The sequence below is a fragment of the Nonomuraea sp. NPDC059023 genome, assembly GCF_042740095.1.
In the GTDB taxonomy this organism is placed as follows: Bacteria; Actinomycetota; Actinomycetes; order Streptosporangiales; family Streptosporangiaceae; genus Nonomuraea.
In genome coordinates this window covers 57,488-75,004 of sequence record NZ_JBHYIO010000038.1, presented here as the reverse complement: position 1 = coordinate 75,004, position 17,517 = coordinate 57,488, and the positions used below count along the sequence as shown (strand labels likewise).

17 protein-coding genes and 1 pseudogene are annotated in these 17,517 nt (G+C 70.3%); 5 read left to right on the top strand and 13 right to left on the bottom strand.

Annotation, left to right across the window (positions count from 1 at the left end):
- Positions 1–36 precede the first annotated feature (36 nt).
- The 11 genes from ACFWYW_RS45420 to ACFWYW_RS45370 all read right to left on the bottom strand — a co-directional run bounded on the left by ACFWYW_RS45420 (position 37) and on the right by ACFWYW_RS45370 (position 9,702).
- On the bottom strand, positions 37–537 hold the full coding sequence (locus ACFWYW_RS45420) for a hypothetical protein (protein ID WP_379610721.1): 501 nt from the start codon (positions 535–537) through the stop codon (positions 37–39).
- A 72-nt stretch (positions 538–609) separates the two neighbouring features.
- Entirely contained in the window at positions 610–1,437 is an 828-nt protein-coding gene (locus ACFWYW_RS45415) for an amidohydrolase family protein (protein WP_379610722.1), read from the bottom strand.
- A 9-nt stretch (positions 1,438–1,446) separates the two neighbouring features.
- The gene (locus ACFWYW_RS45410) at positions 1,447–1,803 is read right to left on the bottom strand and encodes a hypothetical protein (RefSeq protein WP_379610723.1); all 357 of its coding nucleotides are present in this window, start codon (positions 1,801–1,803) and stop codon (positions 1,447–1,449) included.
- A 118-nt stretch (positions 1,804–1,921) separates the two neighbouring features.
- Positions 1,922–2,752, bottom strand: coding sequence for a DUF692 family multinuclear iron-containing protein (locus ACFWYW_RS45405; RefSeq protein ID WP_379610725.1), 831 nt, complete (start codon positions 2,750–2,752; stop codon positions 1,922–1,924).
- Positions 2,753–2,764: 12 nt separating this feature from the next.
- The gene (locus tag ACFWYW_RS45400) at positions 2,765–3,727 is read right to left on the bottom strand and encodes a TIGR04222 domain-containing membrane protein (RefSeq protein WP_379610726.1); all 963 of its coding nucleotides are present in this window, start codon (positions 3,725–3,727) and stop codon (positions 2,765–2,767) included.
- A 60-nt stretch (positions 3,728–3,787) separates the two neighbouring features.
- Positions 3,788–4,753 (bottom strand): TIGR04222 domain-containing membrane protein, encoded by a 966-nt coding sequence (locus tag ACFWYW_RS45395; RefSeq protein WP_379610727.1) that lies wholly within the window; start codon positions 4,751–4,753, stop codon positions 3,788–3,790.
- Positions 4,754–4,793: 40 nt separating this feature from the next.
- Positions 4,794–6,587 carry a phosphoenolpyruvate carboxykinase (GTP) gene (locus ACFWYW_RS45390; protein WP_379610728.1) on the bottom strand — a complete coding sequence of 598 codons (1,794 nt, stop codon included), beginning with the start codon at positions 6,585–6,587 and terminating at the stop codon, positions 4,794–4,796.
- A 235-nt stretch (positions 6,588–6,822) separates the two neighbouring features.
- Entirely contained in the window at positions 6,823–7,329 is a 507-nt protein-coding gene (locus ACFWYW_RS45385; protein WP_379610729.1) for a hypothetical protein, read from the bottom strand.
- Positions 7,330–7,399: 70 nt separating this feature from the next.
- The gene (locus ACFWYW_RS45380; protein WP_379610730.1) at positions 7,400–8,668 is read right to left on the bottom strand and encodes a C40 family peptidase; all 1,269 of its coding nucleotides are present in this window, start codon (positions 8,666–8,668) and stop codon (positions 7,400–7,402) included.
- Between the two features lie 13 nt (positions 8,669–8,681).
- Complete coding sequence (gene greA / locus ACFWYW_RS45375; protein WP_184967656.1) at positions 8,682–9,182, bottom strand: transcription elongation factor GreA; 501 nt, start codon at positions 9,180–9,182, stop codon at positions 8,682–8,684.
- Between the two features lie 100 nt (positions 9,183–9,282).
- Positions 9,283–9,702 (bottom strand): DUF4307 domain-containing protein, encoded by a 420-nt coding sequence (locus ACFWYW_RS45370; protein ID WP_379610731.1) that lies wholly within the window; start codon positions 9,700–9,702, stop codon positions 9,283–9,285.
- A gap of 134 nt (positions 9,703–9,836) precedes the next feature.
- On the opposite strand from ACFWYW_RS45370, the gene mca reads away from it, so the two are divergent.
- The 3 genes from mca to ACFWYW_RS45355 are packed head-to-tail and all read left to right on the top strand — an operon-like array spanning position 9,837 to position 11,222.
- Positions 9,837–10,721 carry a mycothiol conjugate amidase Mca gene (gene mca / locus ACFWYW_RS45365; protein WP_379610732.1) on the top strand — a complete coding sequence of 295 codons (885 nt, stop codon included), beginning with the start codon at positions 9,837–9,839 and terminating at the stop codon, positions 10,719–10,721.
- A 51-nt stretch (positions 10,722–10,772) separates the two neighbouring features.
- Positions 10,773–10,940, top strand: coding sequence for a hypothetical protein (locus tag ACFWYW_RS45360; protein WP_379610733.1), 168 nt, complete (start codon positions 10,773–10,775; stop codon positions 10,938–10,940).
- Positions 10,941–11,222: a GNAT family N-acetyltransferase gene (locus ACFWYW_RS45355; RefSeq protein WP_379610734.1), complete on the top strand. Its 282-nt coding sequence runs from the start codon at positions 10,941–10,943 to the stop codon at positions 11,220–11,222.
- Here the strand turns inward: ACFWYW_RS45355 and ACFWYW_RS45350 are convergent.
- Positions 11,208–12,362: a hypothetical protein gene (locus ACFWYW_RS45350; RefSeq protein ID WP_379610735.1), complete on the bottom strand. Its 1,155-nt coding sequence runs from the start codon at positions 12,360–12,362 to the stop codon at positions 11,208–11,210. The two genes, ACFWYW_RS45355 and ACFWYW_RS45350, sit on opposite strands and share 15 nt — an antisense overlap.
- A gap of 92 nt (positions 12,363–12,454) precedes the next feature.
- Between ACFWYW_RS45350 and ACFWYW_RS45345 the strand changes: the two are divergent.
- Positions 12,455–14,426: pseudogene (locus tag ACFWYW_RS45345) on the top strand (thioredoxin domain-containing protein).
- A 9-nt stretch (positions 14,427–14,435) separates the two neighbouring features.
- Positions 14,436–15,284, top strand: a complete 849-nt coding sequence (nadE, locus tag ACFWYW_RS45340; RefSeq protein WP_379610736.1) for an ammonia-dependent NAD(+) synthetase — start codon at positions 14,436–14,438, stop codon at positions 15,282–15,284.
- On the opposite strand, the gene ACFWYW_RS45335 is transcribed toward nadE, so the two are convergent.
- A complete protein-coding gene (locus tag ACFWYW_RS45335; RefSeq protein WP_379610784.1) occupies positions 15,281–17,350 on the bottom strand; it encodes a transglycosylase domain-containing protein in 2,070 nt (689 codons plus the stop codon). The two genes, nadE and ACFWYW_RS45335, sit on opposite strands and share 4 nt — an antisense overlap.
- Positions 17,351–17,517: the final 167 nt, after the last annotated feature.

Sequence of the window (17,517 nt, the reverse complement as noted above, 5' to 3'; positions counted from 1 at the left end):
CGATGCTGTGCCTGTAAGAGGCAATTATCACCGCGTTTAGGCGTTGCCCGCCCCCTCAACGGGATTCCTCGCGAGATCCCGTCCCCCGAGGCACCCCTCCGCCTCTGTGACCAGCACCCCCACGAACACCGCCAGTTCCGCCGAAGTCAGCACGGCCCGCATGCCGACGCCCCCGGGACCCCACGCCTCGACGTAGGCCCTGCGAGTCAGCCGCCACTCGCCCCGACGGCCTTGACCTGGCATCCAGACCGGAATCGTGCGCAGCTGGCAGCGCAGCTCACCGCCGCCCATGGCGCCCGACCGCGTCCGGTAACGGAAGGAGAACAGCTCACCGTCCGGCTCGTCCTCGGGGAACCTGTCGTCGGGATCCGGCCACAGCCCGGCGTCGCCGCGCCCCTCGCGCGCGTCCGCGACCCCGCGCGCCAGGCGCGCGAGCAGCCAGCCGCACCGCTCCCCCACCATCCCGTACGGCGTGCCGTCCCGCCAAAGCTCGAGGGTGACCTCGTACGGCCTGCCGACACTGTCACGACAGGCCACGGGCGTCACGGTCAGGTAAGACCCATCAACACAACGTAGTCCCCCCACGCCTAGAGAGTTTCCCCCCGAAACTCAGCTAAACCCGTAAAAACGCCCAGCAGTGCCGCCGAACACCTGATCTCTCCCCTCCTTCCCGACCAGGGCCAGCGCCGTCTCATAGACGGTCCGGTAGTCGGCGGCCAGCAGCGCCACCGGCCAGTCGCTGCCGAACATCAGCCGCTCGGGCCCGAACGTCTCGACCGCGTGCGCCACATAGGGCCGCAGGTCCTCGACCGTCCAGCTCGCGTGGTCGGCCTCGGTGACCAGCCCGGAGACCTTCGCGTACACGTTGGGAAAGGCCGCCGCCGCGGCCATCTGCTCCGCCCACGGCTGCCAGACGCCGTCCTTGATCCGCGGCTTCGACAGGTGGTCGATGACGATCCTGAGCGACGGGTGCCGGGAGGCCAGCGTGACCACGTGCTCCAGGTGGCGCGGCAGCAGCGAGACCACGTCGAAGGCGAGCCCGCTGTCGGCCAGCACGCCCAGGGACTCCAGCACACCCTCCCCGACCAGCCAGTCCGGGTCGGGCTCCTCGTGGATCAGGTGGCGTACGCCGACAAACTTCCGATGACTGCCGTAGCGTTCGATGGCCCTCGCGGCCTCGTCGGGATCGGTCAGCGGGATCCAGCCGACGACGCCGGCGATGAAGTCGTGGGCGTCGGCCAGGGCCAGCATCGCTTCGGTCTCCGCCTGGGAGTCGGCCGCCTGGACCAGCACGGTGGCCTGCACTCCCGTGGCCGCCAGCTCAGGGGCGAGGTGCTCGGGCGCGTAGGTGCGGTACAGGACTCCCGCGTCCGGGGTGAGCCAGGGGTAGTCGCCGGTCTCGAGGTTCCAGAAGTGCTGGTGCGCGTCGACTATCACCTCGCAAACCTAGGATGTCTTGCGACGCCACGGCAAGAGGTCGCGCCAGCCCCCGGACCGCCTGGGCAGCCTGCCCTTGTCCTCCAGCCAGGCGGCGAACGCGTCGGCGTCCTCCCGGTAGCCCTTCGGCGGGGCGGTGCGGGCGGCGGCGTAGGCGGCGAACTCGGCCCTCAGGTCCGCTCCGGCGGCCAGGGCGGCATCGGGACGCAGTCTGGCCACCACACTGCGCCGCTTGGACACCAGGCTCGCGGCCTGCGCCCTGAACCGGTCGGCGTCGAACCCCTCGGGCACCCGCGCACCGGTCACCAGCGCCGCCACGACCCGCTCCTGAGCCTCTTCCAGCCGCCGCCGGTCCTCCGCACTCACCCGCCCGCCAACGCCCCCCTCAGCCCCCACCCCAACCGCCCTCGCGGTCTCTGGTCCGGGTGGTTCTGCGGGGTCCGGGCCATGGGGTGTGGGGGCGGCGGGCGTACCGGGGAAAGGGTCAGGGGGCATGGTGGGCGGTCCCCAGCGACATCGCGGTCCTGACGCGGTCCAGTTCGCCGGCGAGGGCGGCGTCGCTGGGGTAGTCGTCGTCCCACTCCAGCAGCACGCCCGGCGGCGTGACGCGCGCGCACAGCTCGGTCAGGATGTCGAGGACCTCCTGCGGCACGCTCGCGGTGTGCGTGTCGTGCCAGATGCCCCCGTGCTCGTGCCCCCCGGCCACGTGCACGTAGGCGATCTGCGACAACGGCAGCGCGTCGAGGGCGGCCACCGCGGACAGGCCGAGGTTGACCTGGTTGGTGTAGAGGTTGGCCACGTCGATCAGCAGGTACACCCCGGTCCGCTCGACCAGCTCGGCCAGGAACTCGCCGTCGGTCAGCTCGTCCTCCGGCCAGCCGAAGATGGCCGCCACGTTCTCCAGCGCCAGCGGCACCGGCAGCGCGTCCTGCGCGCGGCGGACGTTGTCGGCGATGACGTCGAGCGCCTCCCGGGTACGCGGCACCGGCAGCAGGTGCCCGGCCTCCACCCCGCCCGCCCGCACGAACGCCAGATGCTCGCTGACCAGCGGCGAATCCAGCGCCTGCGCGCACGCGGCCAGGTGCGCCAGCCGTTCGGGAGAGGGCGGCTGGGCGCCGCCCACGCCCAGGCCGACGCCGTGCGGCACCACCGGCAGGCCGCGCCCGCGCAGCACCCGCAGCGACTCGGGCAGCCCGGCGGCGGGCCTGATGTTCTCCGCGATGACCTCGACGAAGCTCACGCCGGCCATCCGCTCGACGGTCAGGTCGATCTCGGATCGCCAGCCGATCCCCACGCCCAGCTCGAAGTCCGCCACCGACGTCCCCTCTCAGCCGCCCCCGCCGCAGCCACCACCGCAGCCGCCGCCCCCGCCACAGCTCGACCCGCCGCCGTCCGAACCGCCGCCCGACGAGCCGCCGAAGTCGCTTCCGCCACCGTAGTCACTGCTCCCGCTGCCGCCGCCGCAGCTACCCGCCGCGCAGGACCCGCCGGCGCCGCTGCCGGCCGAGTTGCGCTGCGCCTCCAGCTCGGCCTCCAGTTGCGGGTCGCCCAGCTCGCCCAGGCCGTAGAGGGCGACGGGCATGGCGACCGCGCCGACCGCGGCGCCGGTGACGAGGTAGGCGCCCGGCATGTGCCGGCGCTCGGCGTACTCGACCTGCTCGCGCCCCGCGGTCGTGATGTCGTTGCCGAGCATCCTGTGGTGGCGCCTGCGCACGACGATGCCGCCGATCCACGTACCGGCCGTGACTGCGAGCGCGACCACCCCGAGCAGCCCGCCCCCGCCGAAGACCAGGTAGATCGCCAGCCCGATCGAGGCCAGCAGCGCCCCGATCTCCAGCGCGCTCAGCTTCTTCAGGTACGCGCGCACCGACGCCAGATCGCCGTCCGGCACCACCAGCCCGAGCGCCGACAGGTGGTGCTTGAGCGAGTCCATGGCCGCCCCGTTGCCCACCTCGTGCCTGACGGCCGCGGCCGAGACCCCGCCGGGCCGCGCAGCGACGGCGGCCAGCACCGCTTCCTCGATCGGGTCGCGGGCCACCGTGGAGACCGCGTGCAGCGAGCCGCCGCGCGAGACGCGCAGGTCACCGGACTTGGCCAGCAGGCCGATGGCGGCGTTGACCACCCGCCGCGGCCCGCCGGCGAGGTAGGCGAGCTCGTAGTGTCCCAGGGCGCGGAGATTGCCGTTCACGGAAGTGGAGCGGATGCGGAGATGTTCGCGCCTGAGCGCGGAAACGGTGGCGCCCGCCGCCACCGCGAGGAAGACGGAAACGATCAGCAAGATCAGGTCCATGCGCGGCCTCCTCTGGCTCGTACCCGATAGACGCACGCGGCCCGGCGAAAGTTTCCCGGATCAGGAACTGGATCCGCAGCTCGATCCGCCGCCGCCTCCGCCGCAACTGGAGCCACTCGACCCACCGCCGCCGTCCGAGCTCGAACCGCCGAAGTCGCCCCCGCCGGACCCGCCGTCGCCGAAGGTCGAGGAGCCGGAGTCGCTGTGGGAGCCGCAGGATCCGCCGCAGTCGGAGTGCGGGTCACCGGCCGACAATCCGTCGCACAGGTCGCGGTCGTCCAGTTCGGTCAGCCCGTACAGGGCCACCGGCACCGCGACGGCCAGGGCCGGCGTGGAGGTGTCGCCGTGGCCCCTCGGGTGGTACTGCCGCGCCGACTCCAGCACCCGCCTGCCCTCGCCGGTGACCAGGTTGCGCAGCCGGCGCTTCTCCTTGTAGTGGCCGGAGAACCCGAGCACCACGGCGAACCCGCCGAAGAACAGCGCGCCCGCGAACGCGAAGTCCTTGCCCGCCACCCCGGCGAGCGCCAGCACCACCAGGGCGATCTCGAAGCCCACCGCGCCCCAGCAGGCCAGCCGCAGCGTTTCCAGGCGCCGCCGGGCCACGCCCTGCGCGCCCTCCCGCAGCAGGAGTCCGCGATCGCGCAGCCGTGCCTCCAGGGCCAGGAGCGCCGGGCTCGTCTCCAGCAGCTTGCGCACCTCCGCGGCCCGGTGACCCGGCCGCATGGCCACGGCGTCGAGTACCGCCTGCTCCAGCGGGTCGGAGGAGGTCGTGGCGCCGTGGACCGGGCTGACCTGGGCGCCGCGCGAGACGCGTACGGCGCCGGCCGTCGCGAGGACGGCCAGCGCCGTGTTGATCGCCCGGCGCGGCCCGCCCGCCAGGTAGGCGAGCTCGTAGTGCGTCAGCCGATGGCTCGCCTGCGAGAGCGTCGCGCCGGCGACCTTGAGCCGCTGCTTGGCGACGCTGCCCGACAGGTTGCTGATCAGGGTGATCACGACAAAGGCGGCTAAGAGCAGGAAGATGTCCATTCCTCGTCAAGGTAGAGGGGCGCCGCCGTACCCCACAACCTCAGGAGAGGCGGTCGAGCAGGGCGTTGTACTCCTCCCACAGCTCCTTGGGCAGGTGCGTACCGAACTTCTCGAAGTGCGGCGGGATCTGCGCCGCCTCCTCGCGCCAGACGTCCTTGTCGACACTGAGCAGGGTCTGGAGGTCCTCCTCCGCGATCTCCAGGCCCTCGGTGTCGAGCTCCTTGGGCAGCAGGCCGATCGCCGACGGTACGGCCTGGGCCTCGCCGTTGAGCCGGTCCACGATCCACTTCAGCACACGGCTGTTCTCGCCGAAGCCCGGCCAGATGAACTTCCCGCCGGCGTTCTTGCGGAACCAGTTGACGTAGTAGATGCGCGGCAGCCGTGCGCCTTCCCTGCCGCCGATCTTCAGCCAGTGGCCGAAGTAGTCGCCCATGTTGTAGCCGCAGAACGGGAGCATCGCGAACGGGTCGTGACGCAGCTCGCCGACCTTGCCCTCGGCGGCGGCGGTCTTCTCGGAGGCGACGTTGGCTCCGAGAAAGACGCCGTGCTGCCAGCTCAGCGACTCGGTGACCAGCGGCACCGCGGTGGCGCGGCGGCCGCCGAACAGGATCGCCGAGATGGGCACGCCCTTGGGGTCCTGCCACTCGGGGGCGATGGTGGGCGCCTGGGAGGCAGGGGTGGTGAAGCGGGCGTTGGGGTGGGCCGCCGGCTCGTCGCTGTCCGGGGTCCAGTCGCGGCCCTTCCAGTCGGTCAGGTGCGCGGGCGGGATGTCGGTCATGCCCTCCCACCACACGTCGCCGTCGTCGGTGAGCGCGACGTTGGTGAAGATGCTGTTGCCCCAGAGGGTCCTGATGGCGTTGGCGTTGGTGACCTCGCCGGTGCCGGGGGCCACGCCGAAGAAGCCGGCCTCGGGGTTGATCGCGTACAGTTGCCCGTCGGCGCCGAAGCGCATCCAGGCGATGTCGTCGCCGACCGTCTCGACCTTCCAGCCGGGGATCGTCGGCTGGAGCATGGCGAGGTTGGTCTTGCCGCAGGCGCTCGGGAAGGCGGCGGCGATGTAGCGCGTCTCGCCGCTGGGCGGGGTGAGCTTGAGAATGAGCATGTGCTCGGCCAGCCAGCCCTCGTCGCGGGCCATGGCGCTGGCGATGCGCAGGGCGTAGCACTTCTTGCCCAGCAGGGCGTTGCCGCCGTAGCCGGAGCCGTAGGACCAGATCTCGCGGGTCTCGGGGAAGTGGCTGATGTACTTGGTGCTGCTGCAGGGCCAGGCGACGTCGTCCTGACCGGGCTCCAGCGGCGCGCCGACGCTGTGGACGGCCTTGACGAACTCGGCGCGCTCCTCGATCAGGCGCAGGGCGCGCTCGCCCATCCGCGTCATGATCCGCATGGAGACCGCGACGTAGGGCGAGTCGGTGATCTCGACGCCGAGCTGGGAGATCTCGCCGCCGAGCGGGCCCATGCAGAACGGCACGACGTACATGGTCCTGCCGCGCATGCAGCCCTTGAACAGCTCGCCGAAGGTGGCGCGCATCTCGTCCGGCGCGATCCAGTTGTTGGTGGGACCGGCGTCCTGCTCGCGCTCGGAGCAGATGTAGGTGCGGTCCTCGACGCGCGCGACGTCGCTGGGGTCGGACTTGGCGTAGAAGCTGTTGGGGCGCTTGGCCAGACGCGTGAACGTCCCCTGTTCGACGAGGAGGTTGGTCAGGCGCGTCCACTCCTCCTCGGAACCGTCGCACCACTCGATCCGATCGGGCTGGGTCAGGGCGGCGATCTCGTTCACCCAGGCGACCAATTCGGCATTGCTCGTCGGGGCGGGTACTTCTACAGAAACGGACACGGCAGCGACTCCTCCACTTCTCAGGGCCAAAACATCATTAACGACGACGACCGGTTTTCGCCAATTGGCATAGACCTGTTGTCGCAGGCAGAGGCCCTGGTGATTGGGGAAGCCTACCCACATGAACGGGTTCTAAAGAAAACCCTCGAATCAGTGGTTTAGGCCAATGTGAATGGTCTAAACCAATAGCGGAAGAGGTTTAGTCCTTTCGCCGGAGCGTTTCCGCTGCGCAGTCCTAGGAATTGACGTCCGGGCCGGAGGAGCGGACGCGGTCGACGTGCTGCAGCGCGTCGCGCAGATCGGCGAGCCACGTGTCGGTGTGCTTGCCGACCAGGCGTACGCACCACGCCAGCGCGTCGCTGCGACTGCGGGCCACGCCCGCGGCCACAAGCGTGTCGAGAACCTGCCGCTCGGACTGCCGGAGCCGGGTCATCACCGGCACCGACAACGTGGTGAACATCACGGTCTCGCCGCCGCAGACCACGCCCCAGGACACCTTCTGCCGGAACTTGCGCTCCGCCTCCCTGGCGATCTCGATCCGCCGCTCGCGCGTCTCCTCGCGGAAGCGCCTGATCAGGCCGTCGATCAGCGCCGCCCGCTCGGCCTCGCCGCCCTCGGCGGGCGGGTCGGGCAGCGTGCCGAGCACGGCGATCTCCTCGCGGTCCAGCACGATCTCCGGCGGGGCCGAGAACCAGCTCTCTGGCATGCGGCCGGTGAACCAGCCGCGAATCTCGCTTTCCATGTAATCAACATTACACACTTGCAGGCCATAGCCAAGAGCCCGCTCGGGCCGAAACAAAGGAGAGAACGCCCTAGCGGACGCGGGCCGCGACCGAGGGCGCGATGCGGACCACGCCCGCGAAGTTACGCATGCCCACCGGCGAGATCTTGACCACGTCACCGGTGCGCGGCGCCTGGAGCATCTTGCCGTCGCCCAGGTAGATGGCCACGTGGGAGATGTACCCCGGGTTGGTCGGGTCGTGCCGCCAGAAGATGAGGTCGCCGGGCTGCGCCTGGGCGTACGGGATCTGGGGGCCCGCCACCCACTGCTGGTGCGTCACGCGCGGGACCCTGATGCCCGCCTGGGCATAGGCCCACTGGACCAGCCCCGAGCAGTCGAAGGTCTCCGGCCCCTCGGCGCCCCACACATAGGGACGGCCCAGCTTCGACAGGGCGGCCTTCAGCGCGACGGTGATCTGCTCGCCCGACATGAAGGAGTTGCCCTGGTAGACCAGGTTCTGGACCGGTGGCGGGCCGACCGGGTTGATCTCGGCGATCTGGGTGCCCTTGGGCAGGATGCCCATCAGCTTCTTGCGCAGGTTCGCCGAGTTGGCCTTGGGCGCGCTGACGATGAGCGCGTTGTCGTGCGGCAGGCCCAGGGTCCTCGCGGTCTGCTTGGAGACCACCGCGTCCACCGCGCCGAAGCCGGTCGTCGCGTACGCGCCCACCCGCAGCGGGCCGCCGGGACCGCTCACCTGGCGATGCAGGGTGAGCCCGCCGTCGTTGCCGAGCACGAAGGAGACGGCCACGTCACCCCGCGCCACGTTGGTCCACAGGCCGTCGGAGGCGGCGGTGACCTTGGGCGTGTACGCGCGGAACGTCGAGGGGTCCACGCCGAGCGTCTGGACCCGCTTGCCGTCGATCATGACCGAGGCGGCGTCGGCCAGTTCGAGCGCCCTGATGCCGCGTACCTTCGCCACCTTGCCCAAAAGCGGGGTCGTGAAGGGCTTCTTGGTGACCACGAACAGGTTCGGCTTGTGCAGGCGGCCCAGCGGGCGCACACCCGGGTCCTGGGGGCTGGTCTGCGCCACCAGGTTCTCCTTGGGCGGCGCGGCCGGCTTGCGGCGTACCGACTGGGCGGTCTTGACCTCGGGCTCAGGCGAGCTCTGGAACTCGCCCAGCAGCAGCACGTCGGCGGTGAGCACCGCGACCAGCGTCACCACGATGAAGGGGATCAGCCGGCCTAAGTCGCGGCGCCTTCGCGAGGTCACCAGAAACGCCAGGTCCTGCCGGATGCCCGAGGCATGCGGAGGATCCGCCGGGCCCACGGCCCGGCGGAGGTTGTCGTTCTGTGTCGTCAAATCTGGGTCGTCGTCAATTGCCGATGTACGGCACGGCCTCGAGGATCTCGACCGTGTTCTGCCGGCCGTTGGGCAGCGAGTACGTGGCCCGCTCACCGATCTTCTTGCCGTTGATCGCGGCACCCAGCGGGGACTTGGGCGAGTAGACGTCGATCGGGGCGCCGGTCTCCTCACGGGAGGCCAGGAGGAAGGTCACCTCGTCATCGTCGCGTTCGAAGCGGATCGTCACCGTCATGCCGGGGCCCACCACGCCCTCGGTCTTGGGCGCCTCGCCCACCCTGACGTTGTCGAGCAGCTGCCGCAGATGGAAGATCCGGGCCTCTATCTTGCCCTGCTCGTCCTTGGCGGCGTGGTAGCCGCCGTTCTCCCGCAGGTCGCCCTCTTCGCGAGCGGCCTCGATCTTCTTGGCGATGTCGACGCGACCCGGGCCCGAAAGGTAGTCGTACTCCTCCTTCAGGCGGTCGTACGCCTCCTGCGTCAGCCAGGTGACGTTCTCATCGCGAGAGTCGGCCACGGGATCTCCTTGCTTACTTAGGGGGCCCTGAGTTCACTTGGGGTTACGAATTGCGAAAGGCTAACAAGTTAGCTGCTCGAACGCTTCCCCAAATGTCTCACTATACGAGATTGCAGTACTGGATGTGGACGGAAGTGGCCTGGGCAGTGGTGTCCAGACGCTCCTTGAGCTGCTTACTACCCTCACCTGGGGGGATTCTTACTTCCTTGCTGCCTACTTCTCCGTGGTTGACGTCGGTCGCCCGCAGGCGGCACACGGCCATCCGGTCGGCGGGCTTGCTCACCGTGAAGGTGATCTCCGCCTCGTCCGGGCGTTCTATGGAGAAGGTGATGACCTGAGGCTTGGCGCCGGTGGCGCTGCCCGTCATCGACCACATCACATAGCCCCAGCCACCAGCGACGATGGCGACCAGCACCCCGATCACCACGTGCACAACCATGCGGCCCCCGCGCCTCTGTCGATCGGGGAAGTCGTCGGGTGTGCCGAGAACGGGCCCGTTCTCGACATCTCTGGTGGCCATGGCGGAATCTCCCTGCACTCCCTAAGCGTTATCCGAGACAATTGTCGCCCGCGTGGGCCCCGCCCTCGCGACCGCCCAGCAGAAACTAACCTCTCTGGGCAACTGATCGGTCCAACTGAGGAGACATCGAGCCCGTGAGTGCACCGCTGAGGCTGATGGCCGTCCACGCCCATCCGGATGACGAGTCGAGCAAGGGCGCCGCCACGATGGCGCGCTATGTGCGCGAAGGCGTCGAGGTCCTGGTCTGTACCCTCACGGGCGGCGAGCGCGGTTCCGTGCTCAACCCGAAGATGGACCGTCCCGAGGTGGTCGCCAACATCGCCGAGATCCGCAGGGCGGAGATGGATCGCGCGCGCGAGATCCTCGGCGTCCAGCAGCGTTTTCTCGGCTTCATCGACTCGGGGCTGCCGGAGAGCGAGGAGGAGGAGCTGCCCGACGGCTGCTTCGCGCTCCAGCCGCTGGAGAAGGCCGCCGAGCCGCTTGTCGCCGCGGTCCGCGAGTTCCGCCCGCACGTGATCATCACTTATGACGACGACGGCGGCTACCCGCACCCCGACCACATCATGACCAACCGGGTCTCCGTCGAGGCCTTCGAGGCGGCCGGCGACCCCGACCGCTACCCGGGCACCGGCGACCCGTGGCAGCCGCTGAAGCTCTACTACCAGATGGGCTTCACCAAGGAGCGCTTCGAGGCGCTGCACGACGCGATGACCGAGCGCGGCATCGGCTCGCCGTACGCCGACTGGATCTCCCGCTGGGAGGACCGGCCCGCCAAGTGGCCGGTGACCACCCGGGTGCCGTGCGCCGAGTACTTCGACATCCGCGACCAGGCGCTCATCGCCCACGCCACGCAGATCGACCCCGACGGCTGGTTCTTCAGCTGCCCGCGCGAGCTGCAGCAGGAGGTCTGGCCGACCGAGGACTACCACCTGGCGCGCTCGCTGGTCGACACCGATCTGCCGGAGGACGACCTGTTCGCCGGCATCCACGCCGACGACCCCAGCCCCGCCTGCCACTGAACGGGACCGGGTGCCGGTCCGACCACCGCACCCGGATGGCAGACTGGAAGAGTGACAGTTCTGGCAGCTGGCGAAGTCAGCCCCGGCCTGCTCGGCTTCCTCGTCGTGGCGGCCATCGGCGCGGCCCTTTTCCTCTTGATCAGGTCCATGAACAAGCAGATGGGCAGGATCACGGTGCCGCGCGACGGCGACGTACCCGACGAGAAGAAAGCCGAGTAGATGCCGACCGAGATAGTCGACAACTCGACGGAGAGCCGCTTCGAGATCCTCGTGGACGGCAGGGTCGCCGGGTTCGCCGACTACAAGCTGCTGCCCACGAAGATCGTTTTCACCCACACCGAGGTGCTGCGGGAGTTCGAGGGCCAGGGTCTGGCTGGCCGGCTGGTCAGGCACGCGCTCGACGCCAGCCGCGACACCGGGCTGAAGGTCTCGCCGGTGTGCCCGTACGTGAAGACCTACATCGAGCGCCACCCCGAGTACCAGGACCTACTCAGCGGGTGACCAGGCGCGCTCCAGCGCCCTCGGCAGGCCCCACCAGCCGAGCGGCGTGAGCACGTCGTCCTGGTCCACGATGCCGAGGTAGCCCCACAGGAACACCACCGGCAGGAACAGTCCCTCGGTGGTGGCGAGCTCCTCCTCGTCGCCTTCCGCGCCTTCGACGTCGATGTCCTCCGACTCGGCGATGAGCCTGGCGATCCGCTCGGGCGAGGCCAGCACCCCGGGGCCCAGCCTGGCCAGGGCGGCCACGGCGGCCAGCCAGTCGGCGTGCTGGATCGCGCAGAGGTTGGCCAGCACCGTGTCCTCGTGGCCGAGTTCGGCGTCGAGGTCGGTGAACTCCTCCGGGTCCTCGACGTCGGCGAGGTCGGAGATCGGCCCGGCGATGCCGGCCGCGACCGCCGTCCACAGGTCCGCGTCGTCGTCGGGCAGCGGCCGGTCGTCCAGCCCCGCGCAGGCGCGCAGCACGTTGCCCGGATAGCCGGGCAGGCCGAGGATCTCCCGCAGGCGCTCGGCCGCCCGCTCCAGGTCGGCCTCGGGCAGCTCCGGCCGCTTGGGCAGCTGGGCCACGATCCGGCGCAGCTCCGACAGCGCGAACGCCTCCTCCTCGTCCCAGGCGGCGAACAACTCCTCGTCCTGCTCGTCGCTGACCGCGTGACCGGGCACCCGCCCGTCGGGCAGCGGCGAGTTGAGCCAGCGCTCCTGCAAATCCTCGTACGCGCGGCGCTCCTCCGGCTCCTCGCGGGCCAGCGCGTCAGGGTCGATCTCCCCCGCCGCGATCCGCTCCTCCAGGAAGGCGACCATCAGGTCGTACATCTCGGCCGCCACCGGGCCGCGCTCGTCCTCCTCCGGCCAGACGAAGTAGCCGGGGGTCAGCAGGATCGGCTCGCTGCCCGTGGCCTCCAGCCACCGCTGCACCTCACCGACGGTGGCCGCGCCCGACTCGATCGAGCTGAGCATCGCCTTGGCCGACTCCCAGAACGGCAGGGAGAGCGGGTTGGCCGCGCCCATGAGGGCGCGGCGCAGGTCGGGCATGGCCACAAGCGCCACCCCCGACGGTACGGCGAGCAGCGCGCGGGCCACGTCCCTGCGGGTGAGGGCGGCGGCGGGGCGGCCGGCATGCCTGCTGACGAAATCCAGATCCACGCTCCGTAACCTACGCCCCACGACGGCGGCGCGTCCCGGACCGCCCGGTTCGTCCCGGTGACCTAGTTGTTCGGTTCTGACAGGATGGTCACATGAACCGGCTGGGTAGTGAGACCTCTCCCTACCTCCTCCAGCACGCCGCCAATCCAGTCGACTGGTGGCCTTGGGGAGAGGAGGCGATGCAAGAAGCGAGACGGCGGGACGTACCCCTACTGATCAGTGTGGGTTACTCATCCTGCCATTGGTTACTCGCTTCTTGACCGCCACTGATGCCATGTGATGGCGCATGAGAGCTTCGAGGACGAAGCCACCGCCCAGTTGATGAACGAGCACTTCGTCTGCGTCAAGGTCGACCGCGAGGAACGGCCCGACGTCGACGCCGTGTACATGAGCGCCACCCAGGCCATGACCCACCAGGGCGGCTGGCCGATGACGGTGTTCGCCACGCCCGACGGCCACCCCTTCTACTGCGGCACCTACTTCCCCCGCGACACCTTCCGGCGGCTGCTGCTCGGCGTCCACCAGGCGTGGACGGGCGACCGCGAGCAGGTCCTGGCCCAGGGGTCGAAGGTGGTCCAGGCGCTCAACTCCCACACCTCGCTGCCCAACGGGCCGCTGCCTGAGGCGGCCACGCTGGAGCGGGCCGTACGGAATCTGCGGGCGGGCTTCGACGCCGAGCGGGGCGGGTTCGGTGACGCGCCCAAGTTCCCGCCGTCGATGGTGCTGGAGTTCCTGCTGCGCGCGGGCGAGCGCGAGATGTCGGCGCGCACGCTGGAGGCGATGGCCAGGGGCGGCATCTACGACCAGCTCGGCGGCGGCTTCGCCCGCTACAGCGTGGACGCGGGCTGGGTGGTGCCGCACTTCGAGAAGATGCTCTACGACAACGCCCTGCTGCTGCGCGTCTACACCCACTGGTGGCGGCTGTCACGCGAGCCGCTGGCCCGCAGGATCGCGCTGGAGACCGCCGAGTGGCTGCTGCGCGAGATGGGCACCGCCGAGGGCGGGTTCGCCTCCGCGCTCGACGCCGACAGCGAGGGCGAGGAGGGCAAGTTCTACGTCTGGACGCCCGCCGAGCTCACGGACGTGCTCGGCGCCGGCGACGGCGCGTGGGCGGCGGAGCTGTTCGAGGTCACCGGCACGTTCGAGCACGGCACGTCGGTGCTGCAACTGCTGCGCGACCCGGACGACGTCGCGCGCTACGAGCGGGTCCGCGAACGCTTGCTCGCCGCCCGTGACCTGCGGGTACGGCCCGGCCGCGACGACAAGGTCGTGGCCGCCTGGAACGGCCTGGCCATCGCCGCGCTGGCCGAGACCGGCGTGGTGTTCGAGCGCGACGACCTGGTGGCGGCGGCGCGCGCGGCGGCCGTACTGCTGGAGAAGGTGCACGTCACCGGCGACCGGCTGACCCGCACCTCCCGCGACGGCCGGGCGGGCGCCAACGCCGGCGTGCTGGAGGACTACGCCGACGTGGCGGAGGGCCTGCTCACCCTCTACTCGGCGACGGGCGAGACCCGCTGGTTCACGCTGGCGGGGACGCTGCTGGAGACCGTGCTCAGCCGGTTCGCCGACGGCGAGGGCGGGTTCTACGACACCGCCGACGACTCCGAGCGGCTGTTCCAGCGTCCGCAGGACCCGACGGACAACGCGGTGCCCTCGGGGCAGTTCGCGGCGGCCGGGGCCCTGCTGTCGTACGCGGCGCTGACCGGCTCCAGGCGGCACCGCGAGGCGGCCTACGACGCGCTCGGCACCGTGTCCGTGCTCGCCTCAGGCCATGCCAGGTTCGCGGGCTGGGGCCTGGCGGTCGCCGCCGCGGCGCTGTCCGGGCCGGTGGAGGTGGCCGTGGTCGGCGATCCCGGCGATCCCGGCACGCGGGCGCTGCACCGGGAGGCCATGCTGTCCGGCTCCCCGGGGCTGGTGATCGCGCTGGGGCCGTCCGAGGAGGTGCCGCTGCTGGCGGGGCGCACGGGGATCGACGGCAGGGCCACGGCCTACGTCTGCCGCGACTTCGCCTGCCGGCTGCCCGTGACCACCCCGGCGGACCTGCGGGCCGAGCTGTCGGCCTAAAGTACCGGGATGGCTAACCTACGGGAGCAGATTCTCCGCGAACTCGGGGTGAAGGCGACCATCGTCCCCAAAGTCGAAATCCGGCAGCGGATCGACTTTCTCAAGGACTACCTGCGCTCGACCCCGGCCAAGGGCTACGTACTCGGGGTCAGCGGCGGCCAGGACAGCACGCTGACCGGCCGGTTGTGCCAGCTCGCCGCCGAGGAGCTGCGCGCAGACGGGCACGCGGCCACCTTCGTCGCGGCGCGGCTGCCCTACGGCGTGCAGGCCGACGAGCACGACGCGCAGATCGCCCTGGACTTCATCCGCCCGGACCGCTCGATCGCGGTGAACGTCAAGCCGGGCGCGGACGCGACCGCGGCGCAGACGGCGCTCGGCGTGCGGGAACTGCTGGGCGACGAGCCCGCGCTGCGCGACTTCGTGCGCGGCAACACCAAGGCGCGCGAACGCATGGTGATCCAGTTCGCGATCGCCGGGCAGCTCGGCATGCTCGTCGTGGGCACCGACCACGCGGCGGAGGCCGTGACCGGCTTCTTCACCAAGTACGGCGACGGCGGCGCCGACCTCACCCCGCTGACCGGGCTGACCAAGCGCCAGGGCGCCGCGCTGCTCCAGGAACTGGGCGCGCCGCCGAGCGTCTGGGAGAAGGTGCCGACCGCCGACCTGGAGGACGATCGGCCCGCGCTGCCCGACGAGGTGGCGCTCGGCCTGACCTACGCCCAGATCGACGACTACCTGGAAGGCGCCGAGGTACCGCCTGAGGTGGCGGCCAAGGTCGAGTCGACCTATCTCGCCACCCGGCACAAGCGGGCCCTTCCCGTCACGCCGTTCGACGACTGGTGGCGGCCCGGCGCCTAGCCGTTGGGGCGGCCGTTGGCGGGGCGGCCGGCGTTGTCGCGGCCCTCTCCCGGTCCCGTGGTGGGGGCGCCGGTGCCGTCGCCGCCCGTGGGCGGGCCGGTCTCCGGGTCCTCCGGGAGGGTCGGGTCGTCGCTGGGCGTGTCCGAGGGCTCGGGTTCCGTGGGCTCGAACGTCGGGTCGGGCGTCTGGGTGACGTCGTCGTTGGGCCAGTCGTCCGGATCGCGGGCGTTGTCGTCGCGCATGCCGCGGTCGTCCTCGGGCTCGGAGTCGTACATGCCGTAGCCGAAGTCCGTGGGCTCGGGGAACTGCACGACGGGCTTGCCGGCCATCGCCTCGGTCATGAAGGCCCGCCAGATCTGGGCCGGGAGCTGGCCGCCGAACTGCACGCCGTACCCGGGGATCTGGACGGTCTTGTTGTCGTCGCGGAACATGTTCACCGCGGTCGCCATCTGGGCGGTGAAGCCGTTGAACCACACCGCGCCGGAGTCGTCGGTGGTGCCGGTCTTGCCGGCGACGGGGCGGTCGTAGAGGCGGGCGGCGGTGCCGGTGCCGTACTTGACGACCTGCTGCATCGCGTACGTGGCGTCGCCGGCGGCCTCCTTGCTGATGGCCTGGGCGGTGGCCGGCTTGATCGTCGTCTTCTTGCCGCGGGCGTCGGTGACCGACTTGATGACGTGCGCCTCGGCGTGTACGCCGCCGTTGGCGAAGGTGGAGAAGCCGGAGGCGTTCTGCACGGCGCTGAGCGAGGCCACGCCGAGCGGGAACGAGGCGGCGCCCTGGTGCTGCTTGAGCTGGGCGGCCGGGATGCCCATGGCCTCGGCGGTGGCGGCGACCTTGTCGAGGCCGACCTTCTGGCCGAGGTCGACGAAGGCGGTGTTGACCGAGCTCTGGGTGGCGCGGATCAGGTTGATGTGGCCATAGGAGCGCCCGCTGTCGTTGGGGATGGGGTGCGAGGGGTCGGAGGCCACGCGCATCGGTGAGTTGCCGTCGACCCGCGTCGAGAGGCCCATGCCGTCGTTGAGCGCGGCGGCGAGCGTGTACGGCTTGAAGGTCGAGCCCGCCTGCACCTGGGAGGAGAAGGCGTTGTCGTACTTGTACTGGGAGGCCTTGCCGCCGTAGAAGGCGATGACCTCACCGGTGGACGGTTCGACCGCGGCCAGGCCGACGCGGACCTTCTTCGGGGTGGCGGCCGGGACGACCTGCTTCACGGCGCGGGCCGCGGCGTCCATGAGCTTCTTGTCGAAGGTGGTCACGATCTTCAGGCCGCCGCCGTTGATGGCCTCGTCGGTGTAGCCGCGCCGGTTGAGCTCGGCGCGTACCTGGTCGACCATGTACTGGCTCTGGCCCTTGAACTCGAAGGGCTTCTTGGGCGCCTTGAGCGTGGGGAACTTCTCGGCCGCCGCCTGGTCGGGCGTGAGCGCGCCGATCTCGCGCATGCCGTTGATCACCGAGGTCCAGCGGGACTTGGCCGCGTCGAGGTCGCCGCCCTGGGGGTCGGCGAAGCGGCTGGGCTGCTGGATGACGGAGGCGAGGTAGGCGGCCTCGGAGACGGTGATCTTGCTGACGTCCTTGCCGAAGTAGGCCTGGGAGGCGGCCTGCACGCCGTTGGCGCCACGGCCGAAGTAGATCGTGTTGAGGTACTGCTCCAGCACCCATTCCTTCGACTTGGACTGGTCGACCTTCATCGCGATGAGGATCTCTTTGAACTTGCGGGTGACCGATCGCTCCTGGCTGAGCCCGCTGTAGTAGTTGCGGACGAGCTGCTGCGTGATCGTGGAGCCGCCCTGCAGCTGCTGGCCGGTGACGGTGGACCAGACGGAGCGCACGGTGCCCTTCACCGACACGCCGCTGTCGGTGTAGAAGGAGCGGTTCTCGATGGCGATGACCGCGTCGCGTACGTGCTTGGGCACGCTCGCGAGTGGAACGTTCTTACGGTCGACGCCCTGCCGGGCGATCTCGGTCTTGCCATCGCGGTAGTAGATGACGGAGCCCTGTGCGGTGGCCTGCTTCTGCGTGCTGTCGGGAATGGGAGTCATCGCCCACGCGATGCCGAAGAGCCCGATCATCACGACGATTCCCACACCACTGGCGATTAGGAAATAGCGGAGAATCCGCCGCTTTCGCATGCCCTTCTCCCCATCACTCCGCACGCGCAACCCCCCGATCGCCCTCTGCTCCGCCCTCGCGACCTGGGCGAATGTCAAGGGTAAACGATCGATAACGGTGCCTCGAC